Annotated in this window: 23 protein-coding genes and 1 pseudogene; 19 read left to right on the top strand and 5 right to left on the bottom strand. The window is 73.0% G+C overall.

The genetic code is table 11. The features are described from left to right. The first annotated feature begins 2 nt into the window (after window positions 1–2). The 8 genes and pseudogenes from IEX42_RS09550 to IEX42_RS18290 form a co-directional block, all read left to right on the top strand. A complete protein-coding gene (locus tag IEX42_RS09550; RefSeq protein ID WP_188779562.1) occupies window positions 3–782 on the top strand; it encodes a sugar phosphate isomerase/epimerase family protein in 780 nt (259 codons plus the stop codon). A gap of 208 nt (window positions 783–990) precedes the next feature. Beyond that, window positions 991–1,920: a proline dehydrogenase family protein gene (locus tag IEX42_RS09545; protein ID WP_188779561.1), complete on the top strand. Its 930-nt coding sequence runs from the start codon at window positions 991–993 to the stop codon at window positions 1,918–1,920. A gap of 3 nt (window positions 1,921–1,923) precedes the next feature. Then, entirely contained in the window at window positions 1,924–2,721 is a 798-nt protein-coding gene (proC, locus tag IEX42_RS09540; protein WP_188779560.1) for a pyrroline-5-carboxylate reductase, read from the top strand. A 34-nt stretch (window positions 2,722–2,755) separates the two neighbouring features. Then, the gene (locus IEX42_RS09535) at window positions 2,756–3,964 is read left to right on the top strand and encodes an acetoin utilization protein AcuC (RefSeq protein WP_188779559.1); all 1,209 of its coding nucleotides are present in this window, start codon (window positions 2,756–2,758) and stop codon (window positions 3,962–3,964) included. A 110-nt stretch (window positions 3,965–4,074) separates the two neighbouring features. Next, window positions 4,075–4,281: a helix-turn-helix domain-containing protein gene (locus IEX42_RS09530; protein WP_188779558.1), complete on the top strand. Its 207-nt coding sequence runs from the start codon at window positions 4,075–4,077 to the stop codon at window positions 4,279–4,281. 116 nt (window positions 4,282–4,397) lie between these two features. After that, entirely contained in the window at window positions 4,398–4,499 is a 102-nt protein-coding gene (locus IEX42_RS09525) for a 30S ribosomal protein bS22 (RefSeq protein WP_188779557.1), read from the top strand. Between the two features lie 36 nt (window positions 4,500–4,535). Continuing rightward, window positions 4,536–5,558, top strand: coding sequence for an NAD-dependent epimerase/dehydratase family protein (locus IEX42_RS09520; protein WP_188779556.1), 1,023 nt, complete (start codon window positions 4,536–4,538; stop codon window positions 5,556–5,558). Between the two features lie 16 nt (window positions 5,559–5,574). Next, window positions 5,575–6,342: pseudogene (locus tag IEX42_RS18290) on the top strand (1-acyl-sn-glycerol-3-phosphate acyltransferase); the annotation flags it as partial. A gap of 387 nt (window positions 6,343–6,729) precedes the next feature. On the opposite strand, the gene IEX42_RS09510 reads toward IEX42_RS18290, so the two are convergent. The 3 genes from IEX42_RS09510 to IEX42_RS09500 form a co-directional block, all read right to left on the bottom strand. After that, on the bottom strand, window positions 6,730–7,950 hold the full coding sequence (locus tag IEX42_RS09510) for a DUF5667 domain-containing protein (RefSeq protein WP_188779555.1): 1,221 nt from the start codon (window positions 7,948–7,950) through the stop codon (window positions 6,730–6,732). 121 nt (window positions 7,951–8,071) lie between these two features. Then, on the bottom strand, window positions 8,072–8,866 hold the full coding sequence (locus IEX42_RS09505; RefSeq protein WP_229660749.1) for a sigma-70 family RNA polymerase sigma factor: 795 nt from the start codon (window positions 8,864–8,866) through the stop codon (window positions 8,072–8,074). Window positions 8,867–8,976: 110 nt separating this feature from the next. Then, the gene (locus IEX42_RS09500) at window positions 8,977–9,861 is read right to left on the bottom strand and encodes an HAD family hydrolase (protein WP_188779554.1); all 885 of its coding nucleotides are present in this window, start codon (window positions 9,859–9,861) and stop codon (window positions 8,977–8,979) included. Between the two features lie 65 nt (window positions 9,862–9,926). Between IEX42_RS09500 and IEX42_RS09495 the strand changes: the two genes are divergently transcribed. The 6 genes from IEX42_RS09495 to hemB all read left to right on the top strand — a co-directional run bounded on the left by IEX42_RS09495 (window position 9,927) and on the right by hemB (window position 15,991). Beyond that, complete coding sequence (locus IEX42_RS09495) at window positions 9,927–10,199, top strand: glutaredoxin family protein (protein WP_188779553.1); 273 nt, start codon at window positions 9,927–9,929, stop codon at window positions 10,197–10,199. 147 nt (window positions 10,200–10,346) lie between these two features. Continuing rightward, on the top strand, window positions 10,347–11,036 hold the full coding sequence (locus IEX42_RS09490; protein WP_188779552.1) for a redox-sensing transcriptional repressor Rex: 690 nt from the start codon (window positions 10,347–10,349) through the stop codon (window positions 11,034–11,036). A 61-nt stretch (window positions 11,037–11,097) separates the two neighbouring features. Beyond that, window positions 11,098–12,387: a glutamyl-tRNA reductase gene (locus IEX42_RS09485; protein WP_188779551.1), complete on the top strand. Its 1,290-nt coding sequence runs from the start codon at window positions 11,098–11,100 to the stop codon at window positions 12,385–12,387. 2 nt (window positions 12,388–12,389) lie between these two features. Continuing rightward, the gene (gene hemC, locus IEX42_RS09480; RefSeq protein ID WP_188779550.1) at window positions 12,390–13,376 is read left to right on the top strand and encodes a hydroxymethylbilane synthase; all 987 of its coding nucleotides are present in this window, start codon (window positions 12,390–12,392) and stop codon (window positions 13,374–13,376) included. Continuing rightward, the gene (locus IEX42_RS09475) at window positions 13,373–14,995 is read left to right on the top strand and encodes a bifunctional uroporphyrinogen-III C-methyltransferase/uroporphyrinogen-III synthase (RefSeq protein WP_188779549.1); all 1,623 of its coding nucleotides are present in this window, start codon (window positions 13,373–13,375) and stop codon (window positions 14,993–14,995) included. Before hemC ends, IEX42_RS09475 begins: the two co-directional genes overlap by 4 nt. After that, window positions 14,996–15,991, top strand: a complete 996-nt coding sequence (gene hemB, locus IEX42_RS09470) for a porphobilinogen synthase (protein WP_188779548.1) — start codon at window positions 14,996–14,998, stop codon at window positions 15,989–15,991. Between the two features lie 147 nt (window positions 15,992–16,138). Here the strand turns inward: hemB and IEX42_RS09465 are convergent, their stop codons facing one another. Beyond that, on the bottom strand, window positions 16,139–16,678 hold the full coding sequence (locus tag IEX42_RS09465) for a helix-turn-helix domain-containing protein (RefSeq protein ID WP_229660748.1): 540 nt from the start codon (window positions 16,676–16,678) through the stop codon (window positions 16,139–16,141). A gap of 68 nt (window positions 16,679–16,746) precedes the next feature. Between IEX42_RS09465 and IEX42_RS09460 the strand changes: the two genes are divergently transcribed. Genes IEX42_RS09460 through IEX42_RS09440 form a run of 5 tightly spaced genes read left to right on the top strand, consistent with a single transcriptional unit; the run spans window position 16,747 to window position 20,962 of the window. After that, window positions 16,747–17,418 carry an AzlC family ABC transporter permease gene (locus IEX42_RS09460; protein WP_188779546.1) on the top strand — a complete coding sequence of 224 codons (672 nt, stop codon included), beginning with the start codon at window positions 16,747–16,749 and terminating at the stop codon, window positions 17,416–17,418. Continuing rightward, window positions 17,415–17,723 (top strand): AzlD domain-containing protein, encoded by a 309-nt coding sequence (locus IEX42_RS09455; protein WP_188779545.1) that lies wholly within the window; start codon window positions 17,415–17,417, stop codon window positions 17,721–17,723. The genes IEX42_RS09460 and IEX42_RS09455 overlap by 4 nt, the downstream gene beginning before the upstream one ends. 9 nt (window positions 17,724–17,732) lie before the next feature. Continuing rightward, window positions 17,733–19,226: an APC family permease gene (locus IEX42_RS09450; RefSeq protein WP_188779544.1), complete on the top strand. Its 1,494-nt coding sequence runs from the start codon at window positions 17,733–17,735 to the stop codon at window positions 19,224–19,226. After that, window positions 19,223–20,110: a universal stress protein gene (locus tag IEX42_RS09445; protein ID WP_188779543.1), complete on the top strand. Its 888-nt coding sequence runs from the start codon at window positions 19,223–19,225 to the stop codon at window positions 20,108–20,110. The genes IEX42_RS09450 and IEX42_RS09445 overlap by 4 nt, the downstream gene beginning before the upstream one ends. Window positions 20,111–20,131: 21 nt before the next feature. Next, window positions 20,132–20,962, top strand: a complete 831-nt coding sequence (locus IEX42_RS09440) for an SDR family NAD(P)-dependent oxidoreductase (protein WP_188779542.1) — start codon at window positions 20,132–20,134, stop codon at window positions 20,960–20,962. An 85-nt stretch (window positions 20,963–21,047) separates the two neighbouring features. Here IEX42_RS09440 and IEX42_RS09435 read toward each other — a convergent pair whose 3' ends face one another. Then, entirely contained in the window at window positions 21,048–22,358 is a 1,311-nt protein-coding gene (locus IEX42_RS09435) for a lytic transglycosylase domain-containing protein (protein ID WP_188779541.1), read from the bottom strand. Between the last annotated feature and the right edge of the window lie 38 nt (window positions 22,359–22,396).

Here is a 22,396-nt window from a genome sequence, read left to right as displayed (position 1 = left end):
TGATGGCTCTGTCCACGGCGTCGGTCTACCCCGAGTCGCCGGCGCAGGCCTTCGAGTACGCCGCCCGCCTCGGGTACGACGCCGTCGAGGTCATGGTCGCGCTCGACGACCTCTCCCAGAGCACCGAGCAGATCGCCCACCTCGTCGACTACCACCAGGTGCCGGTGTGCGCCGTGCACGCACCCTGCCTGCTGATCACGCAGCGGGTGTGGGGCACCGACCCGTGGGAGAAGCTGCGCCGCTCGGCGCGGATGGCGCGCGACCTGTCGGCCGACGTCGTGGTCGTGCACCCGCCGTTCCGCTGGCAGCGCGACTACGCCGCCGGCTTCGTCGAGGGGATCGCCCGGCTCGAGGACGAGACCGGCATCGCCTTCGCCGTGGAGAACATGTACCCCTGGCGCGCCACCTCCAAGCGCGAGGTGCAGGTGTACGTCCCCGGCTGGGACCCCTCGGAGGAGTCGTACGCGAACACCACCGTCGACCTCTCCCACGCCGCCACCGCCCAGTCCGACCCGGTCGACATGTGCAAGCGCCTCGGTGACCGGCTGCGCCACGTCCACCTGACCGACGGCTCCGGGTCGGCCAAGGACGAGCACCTCGTCCCCGGTCGCGGGGCGATGCCCGTCGGCCCCCTGCTCGAGCACCTGGCGAACGAGGGGTTCACCGGCCACATCGTCGCCGAGGTGAACACCCGCAAGTCCGGCAGCCGCGAGGACCGCGAGCGCGACCTCGCCGAGTCGCTCGCCTTCGCCCGGCTGCACTTCGCCACGTCGCCGCAGTAGGTCACGAGTGCGGAGGTCTCGACGTCCTCCCTCGCAGGGCTCGGTCGGGCTCGACCACCGCTTGAGGTCTCGACGTCCTCCCTCGCAGGGCTCGGTCGGGCTCGACCACCGAGGTGGTCGAGCAGCGAGCGCCAGCGAGCGCGTCGAGACCTCCCGGCTGTCTGCGAGCGGGCGTCGAGACCTCGTCCGGAGGGCGTACCGTGTCGCCGTGCTGCGCGACTCCATCCTCTGGCTGGCCAAGAGCGACCGGGTGAAGCACCTGGCCGAGACGATGCCGGTGAGCAGCGGGATCGTGCGCCGCTATGTGCCGGGCGAGTCCAACGCCGACGCGGTGACGGCGACGCAGGAGCTGGTGGGCACCGGGCGGCGGGTGACGCTGGACTACCTCGGCGAGGACACCACCGACGTCGCGCAGGCGAACGCGACCACGCAGGCGTACGTCGACCTGCTGGCCGGGCTCGCGGCGCACAACCTCGCGCACGGTGCCGAGGTCTCGGTGAAGCTGTCCGCGGTCGGCCAGGCGCTGGGCTCCGAGGGCGACGCGCTGGCGCTGACCAACGCGCGCACCATCTGCCGTGCCGCGCGGGAGCTCGGCACCACGGTCACCCTCGACATGGAGGACCACACCACCACCGACCGCACGCTGGAGACGCTGCGCACGCTGCGGGTCGACTTCCCCGAGACGGGGGCGGTGCTGCAGGCCTACCTCCACCGCACCGAGCAGGACTGCCGTGACCTCGCGTACGAGGGCTCGCGGGTGCGCCTGTGCAAGGGCGCGTACGACGAGCCCGCCCGGGTCGCCTACCAGGAGCGCCACGAGGTCTCGCTGTCGTACGTCCGCTGCCTCAAGGTGCTGATGGGCGGCGCCGGCTACCCGATGGTGGCCAGCCACGACCCCCAGCTGGTGCAGATCGCGGGCGCGCTGGCCAGCCGGCACGGCCGTACCCCGGACTCCTACGAGTACCAGATGCTCTACGGCATCCGCCCCGCCGAGCAGGAGCGGCTGGCCGACGCGGGGGAGACCATGCGTGTCTACGTCCCCTACGGCGTGCAGTGGTACGGCTACCTCATGCGTCGCCTGGCCGAGCGCCCGAGCAACCTGACCTTCTTCGCCCGATCCCTGCTCACGAAGGGCTGAGCCATGACCGTTGCCATCCTCGGAGTCGGGGTGATGGGCGAGGCGCTGCTCGCGGGCCTGCTGTCCGGTGGCCTGTCCCCGGACCAGGTGCGGGTCGGGGAGAAGCGGCCCGACCGTGCGCGGCAGCTGACCGAGAAGCACGGAGTGACCGTCCTGGCGAACACCGAGGCGGTCGCCGAGGCCGACTCGGTGCTGCTGGTGGTCAAGCCCCAGGACATGGGCGCCGTGCTCGCCGAGGTCGGTGCGTCCCTGCGCCCGGGCACGCTCGTGGTGTCGCTCGCCGCCGGCATCACCACCGGCTTCATCGAGGCCCGGGTGCCCGACGGGCTGCCCGTCGTCCGGGCCATGCCGAACACGCCCGCCCTGGTCGACGAGGGCATGCACGCGATCGCGCCGGGCAGCCACTGCGACGAGGAGCACCTGGCGCGGGTCGAGGAGATGCTCGCCACGACGGGCAAGGTGGCGCGCGTCCCCGAGGGACAGCTCGACGCGGTCACGGCGATCAGCGGGTCGGGCCCGGCGTACCTCTTCTACGTGGTCGAGTCGATGATCGACGCCGGCGTCAGCCTGGGCCTGCCGCGGGCGACCGCGACCGACCTCGTCGTCCAGACCGTGTCCGGCTCGGCGAAGCTGCTGCGCGAGACCGGTGAGCACCCGACGGTGCTGCGCGAGCGCGTCACGTCCCCGGGCGGGACCACCGCCGCGGCGGTCCGCCAGCTTGAGGACCACCGGGTCCGCGCGGCGTTCATGACGGCGATGGAGGCCGCGGCCAACCGCTCCCGGGAGCTCTCCGGCGAGTGATCGCGCGAACGGCGTCGTGGGTAGGGTCCCCGGCATGGAGCCCCGCCCGGAAGCCTGCTCAGCGTGCGTGGTCTTCGACGAGTCGCTGACCGGCTACGACTTCGGTCCGGCGCACCCGATGAACCCCGTGCGCGTCGACCTCACGATGCGGCTGGCCGGCCAGCTCGGTGTGCTCGAGGGCGGTGACTCCCCGCACGGCCTCCCGCTGGTCCCGGCGCCGCACGGCACCGACGAGGACCTGCTGACGGTGCACACCCCCGAGCTGATCGAGGCCGTACGACGCTCCAGCGACGACCCGAGCCGGGTCGAGGCCAGGCTCGGCCTGGGCACCGAGGACAACCCGACCTTCGTCGGGATGCACGAGGCGGCGCGCCACGTCGTGGGGGCCACGAAGGAGGCGGCCCGGCTGGTCTGGGAGGGCGAGTACCTCCACGCCGCCAACGTCGCCGGCGGGCTGCACCACGCGATGCCCGACCGGGCCTCCGGGTTCTGCGTCTACAACGACGTGGCGGTCGCGATCACCTGGCTGCTGTCCCAGGGGGTGGAGCGGGTGGCGTACGTCGACCTCGACGTCCACCACGGCGACGGCGTCGAGAAGGTGTTCTGGGACGACCCGCGGGTCCTCACCGTCTCACTGCACGAGACGGGCCAGATGCTCTTCCCGGGCACCGGCTTCGCGCACGACGTCGGTGGCCCCGATGCGGAGGGTGCTGCGGTCAACGTCGCGCTGCCGCCCGGGCTTGCGGACGCCGGCTGGCTGCGGGCGTTCGACGCCGTCGTCCCCCCGCTGCTGCGGGAGTTCTCCCCGCAGGTGCTGGTGACGCAGCAGGGCTGCGACGCCCACCGCGACGACCCGCTGGGCCACCTGATGCTCTCCGTCGACGGCCAGCGGCAGGCGTACGCCGCCCTGCACGAGCTCGCCCACGAGGTCGCCGACGGGCGCTGGGTCGCCACCGGTGGTGGCGGGTACGCCGTCGTCGACGTCGTGCCCCGCGCCTGGACCCACCTGCTCGGCGTCGTGGCGGGCCGTCCGCTGGACTCGGCGCTCGAGACGCCCGAGGACTGGCGCCGGCTGGTGCGCGACCGTACGGGCCAGGACGCGCCGCTGCGGATGACCGACGGCGTCGAGCCACGGTTCGACCCGTGGGGTAACGGCTACAACCCGGACACCTGGCTGGACCGCACGGTCCACGCGACCCGTCAGGCGGCGTTCCCACTCAACGGTCTGGACCCGCACCTGTGAGCTGACTGAGACGATTAATGGGGTTCGACTTCCCCAACAGTCACACGAGGCCCTATCCTCACTTGAACGACGCGCGGAGCCTTCCGCGCCAGTGCGAAAGTGGTGTGCAGATGAGCTCGAACCTCAACGGGGACATCTCCGAGGTCAAGTTCCTGACCGTGGCCGAGGTGGCCTCGGTCATGCGCGTCTCCAAGATGACGGTCTACCGCCTGCTGCACTCCGGTGAGCTGCCGGCGGTCCGTGTCGGGCGCTCCTTCCGGGTCAGCGAGAGCGACGTCAACGAGTACCTCAAGGGCTCCTTCTTCCAGACCGGCTGACCGGCGCACCACCGCGTTTCGCCCGCCCGAGTCCCGGCGGCTAGGCTGGCGGCGTTGCTCTGCCGGTCCCTCCGGCAGGAGACCCGAAGTCGTACGTCGTCGTGAAAGGTCCACTCGTGGGTTCTGTCGTCAAGAAGCGCCGCAAGCGCATGGCCAAGAAGAAGCACCGCAAGCTGCTGAAGAGGACGCGGGTCCAGCGCCGCAAGCTCGGCAAGTAGGCCGATCAGGCCGCACCAACCGGAGGGGCGCCTCGCGTGGGTCGTGTCGTGCTGGTCACCGGGGTCGCCACCGACCTCGGCCGCCGCTTCTCGCGTCGGCTGGTCACCCGCGACGACGTCGACCGGGTGATCGGGGTCGACGTGCGGCCGCCGCGCGGTGACGACGCCGGTGTGCACTTCGTGCGCGCCGACATCCGCAACCCGGTGATCGGCAAGATCATCGCGCGCGAGCAGGTCGACACGGTCGTCCACATGAACGTCGTGGCCAGCCACAGCGCCGGCCGCTCCTCGATGAAGGAGCTCAACGTCATCGGGACGATGCAGCTGCTGGCCGCCTGCCAGCAGTCGGCGACGGTGCGCCACCTCGTGGTCAAGTCCTCCAGCACGGTGTACGGCGCGTCCTCGCGCGACCCGGCGATCTTCACCGAGGACAGCGAGCCGCGCCGTTTGCCGCGCTCCGGGTTCGGCAAGGACGTCAACGAGGTCGAGACGTACGTCCGCGGCTTCGCCCGTCGGCGGCCCGACGTCACGGTCACCATGCTGCGGGCCGCGAACGTGATCGGGCCGCAGGTCGTCTCGCCGATCACGCAGTACCTCCGGCTGCCGGCGATCCCGACCGTGGTCGGCTTCGACGGACGGCTGCAGTTCCTCCACGAGCAGGACGTCCTCGGTGTGCTCGAGCACGCGACGACCAAGCCGGTGCACGGCACCTTCAACGTCGCCGGTGACGGCGTGCTGCTGCTCAGCCAGGTGATCCGCCGGCTGGGCCGCCCCCCGCTGCCGATGCCGTCGTTCGCGGTCGCCCGGGTCGGCCAGGCGGCCCGATCGGCACGACTCGGCGACTTCCCGCCCGAGCTGGTCGCCTTCGTGAAGTACGGACGGGTCCTCGACACCACCCGGTGCCGCGACGCGCTCGGGTTCTCCGCGTCGTACTCCACGGCGGAGGCCGTCGCCGACTTCGGGGCCTCGCTGCGGCCCGGACTGCTCGCGGCGCCCCGCGTGGCGCGCGCGGAGGGCTCGGTGCGGCAGCTGCTGACCAAGGGCGAGTCCGGTGCCTGACGCCGAGATCATCGCGATGGGCGACCCGGACCGGCCGCTCGGGACCCGCGGGAAGCCGGGCCGCGGGACAGGCCGTGCGCGTCCGTCCGCCTCCTCCCGCGACCTCGCTCCCGGCCGGTCCCAGCGCTCGGCGGCCCCGCCGGCGCGACCCGACGACGGGGCCGAGGACGCTGCGGCGCCGGAGCCCGAGCGCCCGTCGGTCCGCGTGGTCGAGCCCACCGGCCCCGCCCCGGCGGGGGAGCAGGGGATCCCCGTCCGCGAGTGGGCGCAGGCGCTGACCACCGCCTCCCAGGAGATGTTCGGCGAGGCGTGGGAGCGCCGGCTGGCCGAGGTGCTGGCCTTCCTCCGGCGTCGGATCACCGGCGACTACGAGGTCGACGACTTCGGCTTCGACCCCGAGCTCGCGCACCGGTTCTTCCTCACCGCGCTGCGGCCGATCGCCCGCAAGTGGTTCCGGATCGAGGTCCGCGGCCTGGAGAACATCCCCGCCGAGGGTGGTGCCCTGATGGTCTCCAACCACTCGGGGACCGTCCCGATGGATGGGTTGATGACCGCGGTGACGATCAACGACCACACGGGACGGGACCTGCGGCCGCTGGCCGCCGACCTGGTGTTCGCGCTGCCGTTCGTCTCCGAGCTGGTCCGCAAGGGCGGCGGGACGCTGGCCTGCCAGGAGGACGCCGAGCGGCTGCTGCGCGCCGGCGAGCTGGTGGGCGTCTGGCCCGAGGGCTTCAAGGGGATCGGCAAGCCTTTCTCCCAGCGCTACAAGCTGCAGCGCTTCGGCCGGGGCGGCTTCGTCTCCGCAGCGGTCCGCACCGGCGTCCCGATCATCCCGACCGCCGTCGTCGGCGCGGAGGAGATCTACCCGCTGATCGGCAACGTGCCGTCGCTGGCGCGGCTGGCGGGGCTGCCGTACCTCCCGATCACGCCGACCTTCCCGTGGCTCGGGCCCCTGGGCCTGATCCCGCTGCCCTCGAAGTGGCTGATCGAGTTCGGCGAGCCGATCCGTAACCGACTCCTACGGCAGCGGCGGCGCCGAGGACCCGATGCTGGCCTTCAACGTCACCGACCAGGTCCGCGAGTCGATCCAGCGGTCGTTGTACTCCCTGCTCATGCAGAGGTCGTCGGTCTTCGGCGCCTAGGGAGCAACGCCCCTAGGACGTGCTCGACCCTAGGGGGTCGTGCGAGAGCCGTTCAGGCCCTTGGCCAGCCCGTCGGTCAGGCCCTTCGTGGTCGTCGTCAGCCCGTCGGTCAGGTCCTTGGTCAGCTTGTCCAGGTCGATCACCGACGGAGCACCGGACTGGCTGCCGGGAAGCTTGACCAGACCGTCCAGTGCCGGGGCCGAGGACGTCGTACCTCTCGCTCGTCCCGCGGCCTTCCCGGCCTGCTTCTGGGCGGCCGTGCCGGGTGCCGTCGTCGACGCCGGGGCGGGCGACCTCGACGACCCCGGAGCCGTCGTGCTGCCCGACGGCGACGTCGCGGGCTGCGACCGCTTCGCACCGGGAGCGGGCGAGGCGGGGCGCGCACCCGCCGTCCCCGACTCGATCAGCCGGTCCAGCGCACCCTTGGCCGACGCCGGCTCCAGGGTCGTGGTGAGCGCGAGCGGCTCACGGGCGCCGCACGCGGCGCAGAGCACGCGCGCCTGCTGGTCCAGGTCGGTGAGCATCGTCGCCGCCTCGGACAGGGCGTCCTGCATGCTCGGCGGTGCCTCGGCGGCGACGGCGTCCAGGTCGCGCATCGACGTCCCGGCGAACGACCGGACGCTGGCGACGTGGTCGGCCGACGCGTCGCGCTGGTAGCTCGTGAACAGCAGGTCCGACCCCTCGGCAGCGCTCGAGGCGAATCGGGCCAGGGTGGAGCGGACGGCGTCAGCGGTGCGCGACGAGACGTCGGGGTCGTCGGCCATCAGCGTCGAGACCTCGGCGAGGCGGGTGCGGGACTGGTCGAGGTAGTCCTGGCCGCGGGAGGCCTCGGAGAGGCTCATCGAGGTGGTCATCGCCTCGATGCCGCGCTTGACGCCGTACAACGGGTCGCCCTCGACGGTGCCCTGGGCCGCGACGGCGAGGCCGCCGGTGCTGCCGACCAGCACGGCCGCGGCCGCGGCCACCGTGGCGCGTCGGCGGGCGCGCCCGCTGCGCGAGACCTCGGGCAGGAGGAGCTGCGGCTCGGCGGGGACGAGGGCGGTGTCGGCCTCGGCCATCAACCGCTCACGCAGGTCCGCGGTGTACGACGCCGACGGCGCCGGAGCCTCGGGCAGCGCGCGCAGTGCGCCGACGAGGTCGATCAGCGCCGCGTCGGCGGGCCCGGTCGCACCCGCGCCCTCGTCGATCAGCCGAGCGAACCGCTCGGCCGGTCGTGCGCGCAGGGCCGCAGGCCCCGAGAAGTCGATCATGGTCTGGTCCTACTCAGCTCGTGGTGCGAGCCTCCCCACCGCGACAACGACTCACGGGGTGCGGAGGTTACGAGTCCGACCCCACGGGTCGGACCGGGGCGTGCGCCGAGTGCCCGGGGGGTCATCGCCACTCCTCGGGGAGGTGCTTGGCGAGGTTGCGCACCGCACGCAGCTGCAGCTGCTTGATGGCGCCGGAGCTGCGCTCCATGGCCTCGGCGGTCTCGGCCAGGGAGAGTCCCTGCAGGAAACGCATGGTCAGGCACTCCTGCTGGTCGACGGGCAGCGCGCGGACGGCGTCGAGCAGCGCCTCGTTCGTGAGCGAGGCGAGCACGTCGGCCTCCGGCCCGTCGGTGGCTGCGTCCAGGGTCCCGATGTCCTCGGTGGTCTGCTCCAGGCGCGTCCGGCTCGACTTGTAGTGGTCCACGGTCAGGTTCCGCGCGATCGTCATCAGCCAGGCACCGAAGTCACGGCCCTGCCAGCGGAAGCCGTTCATGCTGCGCAGTGCGCGGAAGAAGGTCTCGGCCGTCAGGTCCTCGGCCAGCTGCACGACGCCGAGCCGGTAGTAGAGGAACCGGTAGACCGAGGGCTGGTAGTGGTCGTACAGGAGGCCGAAGGCGTCCTTGTCCCCGCCGCGGGCCAGCTCCACCAGCGCGATCAGCCGGCTCCGCTCGGCCTCGTCCTCCGCCGAGGAGACGGCCAGGTCGTGGTCGGCGGGCTCACCCGGCGGCCGGTCGAGGGTCCCCGTGCTCGGGTCGGCCGCCGTCTCGTGGGCGAGGAGACCCGGCAGGCCCGCCCTCCGGTGGACCGGGGGGCCGCCCGCGAGCGCCGGGGTGGGGAGCGCGAGGGACGGGTCGGCGAGCACCCGGGCGAGGGCGCGACGCAGCGCGTCGAGGCCGTCGTGCGGACGCTCGAGCACCTCCGCCTCCCTCCCCGGTCAGGCATGCGTTGAGACGTTCGCCTCACTGTAGATCGCGACACGGCGTGGCGACCACCGAATCGGACACCGCTGTGCGAGGGCCCGTTCGGTCAGCGGCGGGTCTGCCGCCGGATCGCGAGGCCCCCGGCGACGGCGCCGGTCGCAGCTCCGGCGAGGGCGGCCCCGGCCAGACCCGTCCGCGCCGCGCGACGACCCGAGCGGTAGTCGCGCACCGGCCACCCCTCCCGGCGTGCGTGCTCGCGCAGCGCGCGGTCCGGGTTGACGGCCGTCGGGTGGCCGACGAGCTCGAGCATCGGCAGGTCGTTGGAGGAGTCGGAGTACGCCGAGCACCGGCTGAGGTCGAGCCGCTCCCGCGTGGCGAGGGCGCCGACCGCCTCGGCCTTGGCGGGGCCGTGCAGCATGTCGCCGACCAGCGAGCCGGTGTACACGCCGTCGACGTGCTCGGCGACGGTGCCCATGGCGCCGGTCAGCCCGAGCCGCCGGGCGATGATCCGCGCGATCTCGACCGGTGCGGCCGTCACGAGCCAGACCCGCTCACCGCGGTCGAGGTGGCGCTGGGCCAGGGCCCGGGTGCCCGGCCAGATCCGGTGGGCCATCGCCTCGTCGAAGATCTCCTCGCCCAGCTCCTCGAGCTTGCTCACCGGGTGGCCCGCGATGAAGCCGAGCGCGGCCGCACGCGTCTGGGCGATGTGCTCGGGGTCCTCGGAGCCGGCGACCCGGAACCACGCCTGCTTCCAGGCCGCCCCGGCCAGCTCGCGGGTGGTGAAGAACTCCCGCTGGTGGAGCCCCTTGAACAGGTGGAAGATCGACGCGCCCTGCATGATCGTGTTGTCCACGTCGAAGAACGCCGCGGCACTCGGGTCCGGTGGCACCCGCAGCGCGGCCTCGACCTCGACGTCCGCGGCGGCCGCCTCTCCGGCCAGCACCGACCGGCGGGTGAGATCGAGGGGACGCGGGCGTGCGGACTTGGCCACGACGTGATCGTAGGACGCCGCTCACGCCTCCGGGTCCGCCCGGCGCGGCGTGGCAGGATCGAGCGGTGCCCGATCCCGCCGACGCCTCCCGCCCCGAGCCTCGCGTCGTGGTCTACAGCCGGCCCGGCTGCCACCTGTGCGAGGCGGCGCTCGAGATCGTGGCCCGCGTCTGCGCCGACCTCGAGGAGACGTTCGTCGAGGTCGACATCACCGGCGACGACGACCTGCTGGCGTCGTACGCCGAGGAGATCCCGGTGACGCTCGTCGACGGCGAGCGGCACGACTTCTGGCGGGTCGACGAGGCGCGGCTGCGGCACAGCCTGTCCGCCCGGCGGTGAGGGGGTGGGGTGTGGTGACCATCACCACATGTGGTAGCCCGGCCCGCTCTCGGTTTGTTCGCGCGTTCACGATCCTCCTATGGTGAGCAGCACGCCGCCTTCGTGAGGGCCGGACCCGGCCCGGGGCGACGGTGGAGTTCTTCAGCTGTGACCACTTCCCGGATCCCCGAGGCGACGATCGCCCGACTTCCGGTGTATCTCCGGGCGTTGACCTCGATGGCGGACTCCGGAGCGTCCACCTGCTCCAGCGAGCACCTCGCGGCCGTCACCGGTGTGAGCTCGGCGAAGCTGCGCAAGGACCTCTCGCACCTGGGGTCGTACGGCACCCGCGGGGTGGGCTACGACGTCGCGTACCTGCGCTACCAGATCACCCGCGAGCTGGGGCTGAGTCAGGACTGGCCCGTGGTCATCGTCGGGATCGGCAACCTCGGCCACGCCCTGGCCAGCTCGTCGGGCTTCCGCTCCCGCGGCTTCTCCACGGTGGCGCTGCTGGACGCGGACCCGGCCCGTACGGGCCAGGAGGTCGCCGGACTGGCGATCCGCCCGTTCGCCGACCTGACCGACGTCGTCGTCGAGAACGGTGCCGGCATCGGGGTCATCACGACCCCGGCCCTGGCCGCCCAGGAGGTCGCCGACGCGATGGTGGCCGCCGGGATCCGCAGCATCCTCAACTTCGCTCCGGCCGTCCTCTCGGTGCCGGAGACGGTGCTGGTCCGCAAGGTGGACCTGGCCACCGAGCTGCAGATCCTCGCCTACCACGAGCAGCGGCAGGGCCCTGGCGAGGAACCGGTCGACGACCTGCTCGCCGGTGTGGCCGCAGAGGTGGAGACCGCATGAACACCCCACGACGTCCGTCTCCTCCGCTCCGCTCCTCCGAACGACGCCGAGGGGGCCCCGAATGAGCGTCCTCGTCGTGGGGATCTCCCACCGCAGCGCACCCGTCGCGGTGCTCGAGCAGCTCGCTCTCGACCAGCCCGGTGCGAGCAAGCTGGCCGTGGACGCGGTCCACGAGGAGCACGTCTCCGAGGCCGCGGTGCTGGCCACCTGCAACCGCGTCGAGGTCTACGCCGACGTCAGCCGCTTCCACGGCAGCGTCGAGGCGCTCTCCCGGCTGCTGTGCGAGCGTGCCGGCGGCGAGCCGGAGGCGTTCGTCCCCCACCTCTACGTGCACTACGACGACGGCGCCGTCTCGCACCTGCTCCAGGTCGCGTCCGGCCTGGACTCGATGGCGGTCGGGGAGAGCCAGATCCTCGGCCAGGTGCGCGACGTGCTGAGGCAGGGCCAGGAGGGCGGCACCGTCGGTGCGTCGCTGAACCTGCTCTTCCAGCAGGCGCTGCGGGTCGGCAAGCGCTCGCACGCCGAGACCGACATCGACCGCTACGCGCCCTCGCTGGTCACCGCGTCGATGGAGCAGGCCGCCACCCACTTCGGTGACCTCGCCGGCAAGCGGGTCCTGGTCATCGGCGCGGGGTCCCTGGCGGCCCTGGCCGTCGGCACCGCCAGCCGGGCGGGCGCGGAGCTCACCGTCGCGAACCGGACGCCGACCAACGCCGACCGTCTCGCCGGGCAGTACGACGCCCGCTCGGTCGACCTCTCCGCGATCCCCGCCGAGCTGGCCACGACCGACGTCCTCATCTCCTGCACGGCGTCGTCCGGGCAGGTGCTCGACGCCGGCCAGGTCGCCGCGGCACGCCTGGGCAACCCCGAGCCGCTGATCGTCGCCGACCTCGCCCTGCCGCACGACGTGGACCCGGCCGTCGCGGACCTGCCCGGGGTGACCCTGGTCAACCTCAGGAGCCTGGCCGAGGAGCTGCAGCACACCGACGGCGGCGCGGCGGTCGACGGCGTGCGCCGGATCGTCGCCGAGGAGCTGAAGGCGTTCCTGGCCGCGCGTCGCTCGGCCAGCGTGACCCCGACCGTCGTCGCCCTGCGCAGCATGGCCACGGGCGTCGTCGAGGCCGAGATGGAGCGCCTGGACCACAAGCTGCCCGGCCTCGACCCGACGACCCGGGCCGAGGTGCTGCACACGGTCCGGCGGGTCGCCGACAAGCTGCTGCACCAGCCGACCGTCCGGGTCAAGGAGCTGGCCAACGAGGACGGGGCGGTCTCGTACGCCGCCGCCCTGGCCGAGCTGTTCGCGCTCGACCCCGAGGCCGTCGACGCCGTCACCCGGCCCGGGGAGGTGTGAGCATGAGTGGGACACAGACGCAGCGCGCTGCTGTTCGCTTCGGCACGCGCGGCTCGCTGCTCGCCCGGACCCAGAGCGGCCAGGTGGCCGACGCCTTCGCCGCGGCGACCGGCCGCGAGGTCGAGCTCGTCGAGATCCGCACCGAGGGGGACGCGTCCTCGGCGCCGCTGGCCTCGATGGGCGGTGCCGGCGTGTTCGTCGGTGCGCTGCGCGAGGCGCTGCTCGAGGGCCGCGTCGACGTCGCGGTGCACTCGCTCAAGGACCTCCCGACCGCGCCCGCCGAGGGCCTGCAGGTCGCCGCCGTACCCCCTCGTGAGGACCCGCGGGACGTGCTCGTGGCGCGCGACGGCATGACCCTCGGCGAGCTCCCGGTCGGCAGTGTCGTCGGTACGGGCTCCCCGCGGCGGGTCTCCCAGATCCACGCCCTCGGGCTCGGTCTGGAGCTGGTCGGGGTCCGCGGCAACGTGGACACCCGGATCAACAAGGTGGCCAGCGGCGAGTTGGACGGTGTCGTCCTCGCCCACGCCGGGCTCTCCCGGCTCGGCCGGGCCCCCGAGGCGACCGAGCTGCTCGACCCGATTCAGGTGCTGCCGGCACCGGGGCAGGGCGCGCTCGCGGTCGAGTGCCGGGCCGACGACCCGCTGGCCGAGGAGCTCCGCACCCACCTGGACGACCCGCGCACCCGGGCCGCCGTCACCGCCGAGCGTGCGGTGCTGGCCGGGCTCGAGGCGGGCTGCTCCGCACCCGTCGGCGCGCTCGCCGAGGTGGTCGAGGGCGAGGACGGCGAGGAGCTGTGGGTGCGCGCGGTGGCGCTGTCCCACGACGGCGCGGTCGCCGTACGCCGCTCGGGCTCGGGCCCGACCCAGGACGCCGGCCGGGTCGGGCACGACCTGGCCACCGAGATGCTCGGCGAGGGCGCCGCCGAGCTCATGCAGGACGACGAGACAGGCCCGCACGGGCACCCGACTCCCAGCGAGGCAGTGACGTGACCAAGAACCAGCAGACCCCCCCGACGACCCGCGGCTGGGTCTCCTTCGTGGGCAGCGGCCCGGGCGACCCCGACCTGCTGACCGTGCGCGCCGTCGAGCTCGTGCGGGGCGCCGAGGTCGTCGTCACCGACAACCCCCAGCACGTCGCACTGGTGCAGTCGCTCGTCGGGTCGGCCGAGGGCGGCCCCGAGCTGGTCGACGCCAGCTTCGGCGAGGACGGCCAGCCGCTCACCCGCGCGCAGCGGGCCAAGGTCGTCGTCAAGGCGGCCAAGGCCGGTCGCAAGGTCGTCCGGCTGGTCAACGGCGACCCGTTCGTGCACGGCTCCTCCCCGGAGGAGGCCCAGCAGGTCGTCAAGGCCGGGATCGGCTTCGAGGTCGTGCCGGGCGTCTCGCTGGCGACGGCCGTGCCGGCCTACGCCGGGATCCCGGTGACCTCGAAGGACCACCGCGAGTTCGTCGTCGTCTCCGCCGGCGACCGAGGCGTCGACTGGGCCGCCCACGCCCACCACGACACCCTCGTCGTCCTGGCGGCGGGCGAGCAGCTGGCCACCATCGCCGACAAGCTCGTCGCCGCCGGTCGCGACGCCGACACCCCGGTCGCCGTGACCGCCGAGGGCACCACCACCGGCCAGGAGACGATCGTGTCCACCCTCGGCCACCTGGTCGCCGACACCGCCGGCAGCCAGCTGCCGACCCGCGCGGTGACGGTCGTGGGCCACGTCGTCGACCTGCGCCCGACGCTGTCCTGGTTCGAGACCAAGCCGCTGTTCGGCTGGCGGGTCCTCGTGCCTCGGACCAAGGAGCAGGCGGGCGCGCTGTCGGCCAGCCTCCGCGGCTACGGCGCGGTGCCCGAGGAGGTGCCGACGATCTCGGTCGAGCCGCCGCGCAACCCCCAGCAGATGGACAAGGCCGTGCGCGGACTGGTCGAGGGCCGCTACGAGTGGATCGCGTTCACCTCGGTCAACGCGGTCAAGGCGGTGCGCGAGAAGTTCGAGGAGTACGGCCTGGACGCCCGCGCCTTCTCCGGGCTGAAGATCGCCGCTGTCGGCGACAAGACCGCCGACGCGATCGCCGCCTGGGGGCTCCGCGCCGACCTCGTCCCGTCGGGCGAGCAGAGCGCTGCGGGGCTGCTGGAGGACTGGCCGCCGTACGACGACGTGCTGGACCCGATCAACCGGGTGTTCCTGCCGCGTGCGGACATCGCCACGGAGAACCTCGTCGCCGGGCTGGTCGACCTCGGCTGGGAGGCCGACGACGTGACGGCGTACCGCACCGTCCGCGCCGCTCCGCCGGCCGCGCCCGTGCGCGACGCGATCAAGACCGGCAAGTTCGACGCGGTGGTCTTCACCTCGTCCTCGACCGTGCGCAACCTCGTCGGCATCGCCGGCAAGCCGCACGCCTCGACCGTGATCGCGGTGATCGGGCCGGCGACGGCCAAGACCGCCGAGGAGCACGGCCTGCGGGTGGACGTCATGGCGTCCTCGCCGTCGGTGGAGGAGCTCGTCGACGGTCTCGCCGACTTCGCCGGGGCCCGCCGCGAGGAGATGGTCGAGGCCGGGCAGCCGGTCACCAAGCCGTCCGAGCGACGCCCGGCGGCGCGGCGCAAGGCCAGCTCCTGAATGCCCGCTGACCAGGGTTCCTTCCCGGCCGTCCGGCCGCGGCGGCTGCGCCGTACGCCCGCGCTGCGGCGCTCGGTCGCCGAGACCCACGTCCGCCCCGCCCAGCTGATCCTGCCGGCGTTCGTCCGCGAGGGCGCCGACCGGCCGGTGCCGATCTCGTCGATGCCGGGCGTGGTCCAGCACTCGCGGGAGACGCTGCGCCGGACCGCTGCCGAGGCGGCCGAGGCGGGGCTCGGCGGAATCATGCTGTTCGGGGTGCCCGAGCGCAAGGACGCCACCGGCTCCGGTGCGATCGACCCCGACGGCATCCTCAACCTCGCGCTGGCCGACGTCCGCGCCGAGGTCGGCGACGAGCTGACCGTGATGGCGGACCTGTGCCTCGACGAGTTCACCGACCACGGGCACTGCGGTGTCCTCGCCGAGGACGGCACGGTCGACAACGACGCGACGCTCGAGGTGTACGCCGCGATGGCCCTCGCGCAGGTCTCCGCCGGCGCCCACGTGCTCGGCCCCTCGGGGATGATGGACGGCCAGGTCGGCCGGATCCGGGCGGCGCTCGACGCCGCGGGCCACACGGACGCGGCGATCCTGGCGTACTCCGCGAAGTACGCCTCGGCCTTCTTCGGCCCGTTCCGCGAGGCCGTCGACTCCTCGCTGACCGGCGACCGGAAGACGTACCAGCAGGACCCGGCCAACGGCCGCGAGGGCGTGCGCGAGGCGCTGCTCGACGTCGCCGAGGGTGCCGACATGGTGATGGTCAAGCCCGCGCTGGCGTATCTCGACGTGATCGCCGCCGTGCGCGAGGCCGTCGACGTGCCGGTGGCGGCGTACAACATCTCCGGGGAGTACGCCATGGTCGAGGGCGCCGCCGCCCACGGCTGGATCGACCGTGACGCCGCGATCCTGGAGACGCTGACGTCGATCCGTCGGGCCGGCGCCGACCTGGTGCTGACGTACTGGGCCCTCGAGGCGGCCCAGCGGCTCCTGCCGCGCTGACGCCCGCTCGCGGGGCGGGCACGGTGGTTTCGACGCGCTCCTTCGTCGCTGCTCAACCACCTCGACCACCGAGGTGGTCGAGCAGCGAGGAGCGCTAGCGACGAGCGCGTCGAGACCCGGTGCGGTGAACGCGCCGCGCGAGCACCGCTACACCTGCTGGGAGACGAGGACCGCGCTGGTGCCGGGCTCGAGCGCCTCGAACAGGTGGGGGACGTCGCCGGGGTAGCGCAGGTAGTCGCCCGCGCCCAGCTCGACCGGGTCCTCCGTGCGGCCCACCCGGGCGCGGCCGGTGACCACGACGACGTGCTCGACGGTGCCGCCGGCGTGCGGGTCGGAGACGCGGGCCGGGCTGGGCTCGGCGTCGATGCGGTACAGGTCGCGGCGCACGCCGGCGGGGGAGTGGGACAGCACCACCGCTGCGTACGTCGCCGCGTCCGCGCGGGTCGCCTCGCCCTCGCCGGCGCGGACCAGCGTCTCCTCCGGCTCGGTGGGGTCGATCAGCGCCGAGAACGGCACACCGAGGGCGGTCGCCAGCGCCCACACGGTCTCCACGCCGGGGTTGCCGCGGCCGGACTCGAGCTGGGACAGCCCGGACTTGGCGACGTCGGCCCGCCGGGCCAGCTCGGAGAGGCTCATCCCGGCCGCGGTGCGGTGGGCGTGGACGGCCGCGCCGATCCGGGACGCCACGGTCTGTTCGGTGAGATGATCGTTTCGTTCATCTTGACGAACGTTGTTCATCCCCTCAGCCTAGACGTGTGTCCGCCGTCGACCTCGTGCGCTCGAGCCCCGCGACCCGTACCGGCCTCGCGGTCGCGACCGCGACCGGCCTGTACGGCGTCTCCTTCGGCGCGCTCGGCGTCACCGCCGGGCTGAGCGTCGCGCAGACCTGCGCGCTGAGCCTCCTGATGTTCACCGGCGGCTCGCAGTTCGCGCTGGTCGGGGTGGTGGCAGGCGGTGGCGCACCGGTGACGGCGTACGGTGCGGCGACGCTGCTCGGCCTGCGCAACGCGGTCTACGGCGTCCAGGTCGGCGCGATGCTCCGCCCCCGTGGCTGGCGACGGCTGGTCGCCGCCCAGCTGACCATCGACGAGTCCACCGCGACGTCGGTGTCGCAGGACGACCCGGACGAGCAGCGGCGCGGCTTCTGGGCCGCCGGTCTGGGCGTCTACCTGCTGTGGAACCTCTTCACGGCGCTCGGCGCCGTCGCCGGCGACGCCCTCGGCGACCCCCGGCGCTGGGGGCTGGACGCGGCAGCGGCCGCGGCCTTCTTGGCCCTGCTCTGGCCGAAGCTGGTCGACCGGGACGGCTGGGCCGTCGCGGTGGTCTGCGCGCTGGTCACCGTGGTCGCCGTGCCCGTGCTGCCGGCCGGCCTGCCGATCCTTCTCGCCGCGGTGGTCGCCGCCGCGATCGGCTGGGTGCGCTCGTGAGCTGGGGGTGGCTGCTGGCGGCCTGCGCGACGGCGTACGTCGTGAAGCTGGCCGGCTTCCTCGTCCCGCTCCGCGTGGTGGAGAACCCGCGCGCCCTGCACGTGGCCGGTGCGGTCACGGTCGGGCTCCTCGCCGCACTGACCGCGACCAACACCGTGGCGGACGGCACCGATCTGGCGCTCGACTCGCGGCTCCTCGCGCTCGGCGTCGCCGCCGCGGCGCTGGCCCTGCGGGTGCCCTTCCTCGGCGTCGTCCTGCTCGGGGTCGGTGTGGCGGCACTCGCCCGGGCCCTCGGGCTGCCCTAATCTTCAGCGATGAGCTTCCTGTCGTCCCTGACCCGGACCAAGAGCGTCGACGAGGTCATCCACCAGAACGACGCCGATCCCGAGGAGGGTGACGGCCAGCTCAAGAAGAACCTCACCACCAAGGACCTCATCGGCTTCGGCATCGGCATCGTGATCGGGACCGGCATCTTCACCCTGACCGGTCTGCAGGCGAAGGAGAACGCCGGTCCGGCGATCGTCATCTCGTTCCTCATCGCCGGGTTCGTCAGCCTGCTCGCCGCACTGTGCTACGCCGAGCTGGCCTCGGCGGTCCCGACGGCGGGGAGCTCCTACACCTACGCGTACGCGACGATCGGCGAGATCTTCGCCTGGATCATCGCCTGGGACCTGATCCTCGAGTTCGCGCTCGGCGCGGCCGTGGTCGCCCGCGGCTGGTCGGGCTACCTGGCGGGTGTGTTCGACCTGCCGACGGCCTGGTTCGCGGAGGAGGGGTCGATCGTCAACGTCGGCGCCATCTTCATCACCCTGGTGCTCGGGTACGTCGCCCTGCGCGGGATCCGCGAGTCCAAGTGGGTCACCAACGGCCTGGTCGTGATCAAGGTGTCGGTCTGCCTCTTCGTGATCGTCGCCGGCGCGTTCTACGTCAAGGGCGGCAACCTCTCGCCGTTCATCCCCAAGGCGGTGCCCGGGGACGACGACGCCTCGCAGACGTTGAAGGCGCCGTTGTGGCAGTTCGTCTCCGGCATCTCCCCGGCCACGTACGGCATCGCCGGCGTCTTCGTCGCCGCCGCCGTCGTGTTCTTCGCCTACTCCGGCTTCGAGGCCGTCGCCAACCTGGGCGAGGAGACCAAGAAGCCCGCCCGGGACATGCCGCTGGGCCTGCTCGGCACCCTCGGCATCTCGACGCTGCTCTACGTCGGCGTCTGCCTGGTGATCACCGGGATGGTGTTCTACAAGAACCTCTCCGAGGGCGACGCGGTGGCCGACGTCTTCGAGCAGGTGGGCCTGGGGTGGGCCGGGATCCTCATCGGCGTCGCGGCCGTGGCCGGCCTGACCTCGGTGATCCTCGTGGACATGGTCGCCATGGGTCGGATCGGATTCGCGATCGCTCGCGACGGGCTGCTGCCGCCGATGTTCAAGAAGATCCACCCCAGCTGGGGGACCCCGGTGCTGATGACGGGGCTGACCGTCGCAGCGGTGGCGGTCCTCGCCGGCTTCATCCCCATCTCGGTGCTCTCGGAGATGGTCTCGATCGGGACCCTGTTCGCGTTCGTCGTGGTGTCGGTCGCGGTGCTCGTGCTGCGTCGTACCCAGCCCGAGATGAAGCGTCCCTTCCGGACCCCGCTGGTCGCGGTCGTGGCGCCGCTGTCGGTGCTCAGCTGCGTGGGCCTGATGGCGTCGCTGGCGGTGGAGACCTGGCTGCGGTTCCTGGTCTGGCTGCTGCTCGGGTTCGTCGTCTACTTCGCCTACGGCATGCGGCACTCCCGCGTCGGCCGCGGCGAGACCGCGGGCAGCCGGCGATGAGCGGCGTCGTCCTCGGCTTCGGGCCGGAGTCGCGCAGCCGGTCCGGGCTCAACCTCGCGGCCCGGCTGGCCCGTTCGACCGACGACTCGCTCGTGCTGTGCTGCGTGGTGCAGGACTCCTACGACACCCCGACCCTGCGCGACGGCCACGACGTGGGGGCGGAGTGGCGCACGTACCTCACCGAGACCGCGCGCGAGGCGATCGCCGAGGCCCGCGCGGAGCTGCCCGACGACGTCGCCGTCACCGAGGTGGTCCGCTCGGGCCGCTCGGTGCCGGCCGCCCTGGCCGAGGAGGGTGCCCGTCGGGGAGCGGACCTGCTGGTCGTGGGCTCCGCGTCGGTCGGCAGCGTCGGCCGGATCTCGCTGGGGTCCACCTCCGACCGGCTGGTGCACTCGTCGCAGGTCCCCGTCGCGCTCGCCCCCCGCGGCTACCCGGTCGGTGACCGGCTCACCCGCATCGTGCTCGCCGTCGAGCCCACTCGCGGCGACGTCGCGCTGGCGCCCAAGGTGCGGGCCCTGGCCGAGCGGCTGGGAGCCGAGATCGAGGTGGTGACGTTCGGCGTCCGGCCGAGTCGCCGCTCTGCCCTCGGCGCCCTGGCCGACCAGGGCGTGTACGACGCCTGGCGCGCGCAGGTCCGTGAGACCCACGACGAGGTCCGCGCCGCGCTCTCGTCGGGCGACCACCCGGTCCCCGTCTCCGGCGCCGGGCTGGTCACCGGGGAGCGCTGGTCCTCCGCGCTGGACGGTGTCGAGTGGGCCGACGGCGACCTGCTCGTGGTCGGCTCAAGCCGGCACAGCCAGGTGGCCAGCGTCTTCCTCGGCTCGACGGCGACCCGGATCCTGCGGCACTCGCCCGTACCCGCCGTGGTGCTGCCCCGCCGCTGAGGCGCCGCTAGCCTCGGCACCGTGCGAGAGCTGAGCGAGCAGACCGTCCTGGTGACCGGCGCGACCGACGGCCTCGGCCGGGCGCTGGTGCACCGGCTGGCCGAGCACCAGGCGCTGGTCGTGGCGCACGGGCGCGACCCGCGCAAGCTGGCCGACCTCGTCGAGGAGGTCGACCGGGAGCACGGCGTCGCGATCGACACCGTGGTGGCCGACCTCGCGTCGCTGCGCGAGGTGGACGCCCTCGCCTCCGCCGTGATCGCGGAGTACGACGCCCTCCACTGCCTGGTCAGCAACGCCGGGGTCGGCTTCGGCCCGCCCGACGCGCCCCGTGAGACCAGCCAGGACGGGATCGAGCTGCGGTTCGCGGTGAACCACCTCGCCGGCTACCACCTGGCCCAGCGCCTGCGGCTGCTGCTGGAGACCAGCGCCCCCTCCCGGGTCGTGCAGGTCGCCTCGGCCGGTCAGCTCGCGCTCGACCCCGACGACCCGCTGACGGAGAGCGGCTACAGCGGCCTGAAGGCGTACCGCCGCGCCAAGCTCGCCCAGGTGATGGCCACCTTCGACCTCGCCGCCGACCTCGTCGGCACCGGCGTCAGCGTCAACGCGGTCCACCCCGCGACGATGATGGACACCACCATGGTCCGCGACACCGAGCTGCCCGCCCAGAGCACGCTCGAGGAGGGCCTCGACGCCGTCTGGCGCCTGGTCGCCGACGCCGACCTGGACGACGTCAGCGGGCGGTACTTCGACGGGCAGGAGATCGCCGACCCCGACCCCCAGGCCGACGACCCCGCCGCGCGGGCGTGGGTGCGTGGATTGTCGGACCGGCTGGTGAGGGACGCGCTGGGCTGAGGTCGCCTCAAGGCGTACGGTCGCCGGTCTCGACGACCGCTCCCTCGCTAGCGCTCGGTCGCTGCTCGACCTCCGGTGGTCGAGGTCAGCTGTTTCGGCCGAGGATGCCGCCGAGTCCGAGCACGTCTTCGAGAAGTGTCCCAACCACGCTTCGAGCATTGGCGGTCGCGTCGGACAGGGTCTTGACCGTCAAATCCGCCACGCACTGACTCAACAACTTGGGGAAATTCTCGATCTGCTTGTTCGCGCCAATACACAGCGACTGGGCCTTCAGATCGCTGATCGTGTCGTCGACGGTCTTCTTCAAGCCGTTGGTCGCGTTCTCGACCGCCTTCTTGGTGGCATCGCCGGCCTTCTTGGTGGGATTGTCGCTGGGGCCCTTCGGGCCGCTAGGACCCGCCGGGCTGCTCGGGCTGCTCGGGCTTGTGGCCGACGAACCAGGCGCCGTTGCCGTCCCGGGGGTACCAGCCTTACCGGAGCCGCCGCCGGTCGCTCCCTTGCCGGCCTTGCCGCCCTTGGCGCCGGCCTTGCTGCTGCCGCTGCCGAACGACGTCGTCCCGCCCTCGCTGGTCAGCGAGTACAGCGAGCCGGAGGTGGTGCTGTTCGGGACGGCCGTGTAGTCGCCCTGGGAGTACGCCTGCATCAGCCGCAGCACGAGGTCGACGTAGGACTGGCTGTGGTTGTAGCGGTAGACCGACGCGCGCTGGCCGGCGGTCGTCGACAGGTCGTCGGAGCCGGAGCAGAGGTAGACGGCGGTCGCGAGCGAGGCGTCGTCGATGTCCTGGGGGTTGCGCTGGCCGTCGCCGTCGGCGTCGACCTTCACCGAGGACCAGGTGCTGGGGATGAACTGCATCGGGCCGACGGCGCGGTCCCAGACCGGGTCCTTGTCGAGCTGGCCGGCGTCGGTGTCGGGCACCTTGATGGTGCCGTTGGTGCCGTCGAGCGGGATGCCGTAGATGCCCGGCGTGCTCACGCCCTGGGCGGACAGCACGTTGCCGCCGTAGCGGCCGTGGTCGGACTCGACGCGGCCGATCGCCGCGATCAGCTCCCACGGGATCTTGCAGGTGGTGTCGGCGGAGTCGATGATCTGGGCTCCGCGCTGGTAGGCGGACAGCGCCGCGGACGGGATGCCGCTGGTCGAGGCGCCGTCGACGACCGAGTCGGTCGCGCCGTTGGGCACGCCGGGGGCGACGACGCCGGGCAGCGAGACGTTGGCCGGCGCCTGGATCGCCTCGGACGGGACGGAGGCGCCGTCGGGGAGCTTCGGCTCGATCTTCGCGTCCACCGCGGTCGCCGCGCCGAGGCCGCCGAGACTCGCGGTCCAGACGCCGCACACGATGGCGAGCGGGACGATCGTCATCGCCTTCTGGCGACGAGTCAGCTTCTTCGATGCCATGGACCGCACTACCTTCTGTTGCTCTCCCCGTTACCCCT

The organism is Marmoricola endophyticus (assembly GCF_014644415.1).
Taxonomy (GTDB): Bacteria; Actinomycetota; Actinomycetes; order Propionibacteriales; family Nocardioidaceae; genus Marmoricola; species Marmoricola endophyticus.
This window is presented reverse-complemented; position numbering and strand designations above follow the sequence as displayed.

Excerpts from the sequence above, each read along its gene's own strand:
- proC (WP_188779560.1), top strand. The coding sequence starts at position 1,924 with ATGACCGTTGCCATCCTCGGAGTCGGGGTGATGGGCGAGGCGCTGCTC.
- IEX42_RS09510 (WP_188779555.1), bottom strand. The coding sequence starts at position 7,950 with ATGATCGACTTCTCGGGGCCTGCGGCCCTGCGCGCACGACCGGCCGAG.
- IEX42_RS09445 (WP_188779543.1), top strand. The coding sequence starts at position 19,223 with ATGAGCGGCGTCGTCCTCGGCTTCGGGCCGGAGTCGCGCAGCCGGTCC.
- hemC (WP_188779550.1), top strand. The coding sequence starts at position 12,390 with ATGAGTGGGACACAGACGCAGCGCGCTGCTGTTCGCTTCGGCACGCGC.
- IEX42_RS09530 (WP_188779558.1), top strand. The coding sequence starts at position 4,075 with ATGAGCTCGAACCTCAACGGGGACATCTCCGAGGTCAAGTTCCTGACC.
- hemB (WP_188779548.1), top strand. The coding sequence starts at position 14,996 with ATGCCCGCTGACCAGGGTTCCTTCCCGGCCGTCCGGCCGCGGCGGCTG.
- IEX42_RS09485 (WP_188779551.1), top strand. The coding sequence starts at position 11,098 with ATGAGCGTCCTCGTCGTGGGGATCTCCCACCGCAGCGCACCCGTCGCG.
- IEX42_RS09535 (WP_188779559.1), top strand. The coding sequence starts at position 2,756 with ATGGAGCCCCGCCCGGAAGCCTGCTCAGCGTGCGTGGTCTTCGACGAG.
- IEX42_RS09435 (WP_188779541.1), bottom strand. The coding sequence starts at position 22,358 with ATGGCATCGAAGAAGCTGACTCGTCGCCAGAAGGCGATGACGATCGTC.
- IEX42_RS09450 (WP_188779544.1), top strand. The coding sequence starts at position 17,733 with ATGAGCTTCCTGTCGTCCCTGACCCGGACCAAGAGCGTCGACGAGGTC.
- IEX42_RS09550 (WP_188779562.1), top strand. The coding sequence starts at position 3 with ATGGCTCTGTCCACGGCGTCGGTCTACCCCGAGTCGCCGGCGCAGGCC.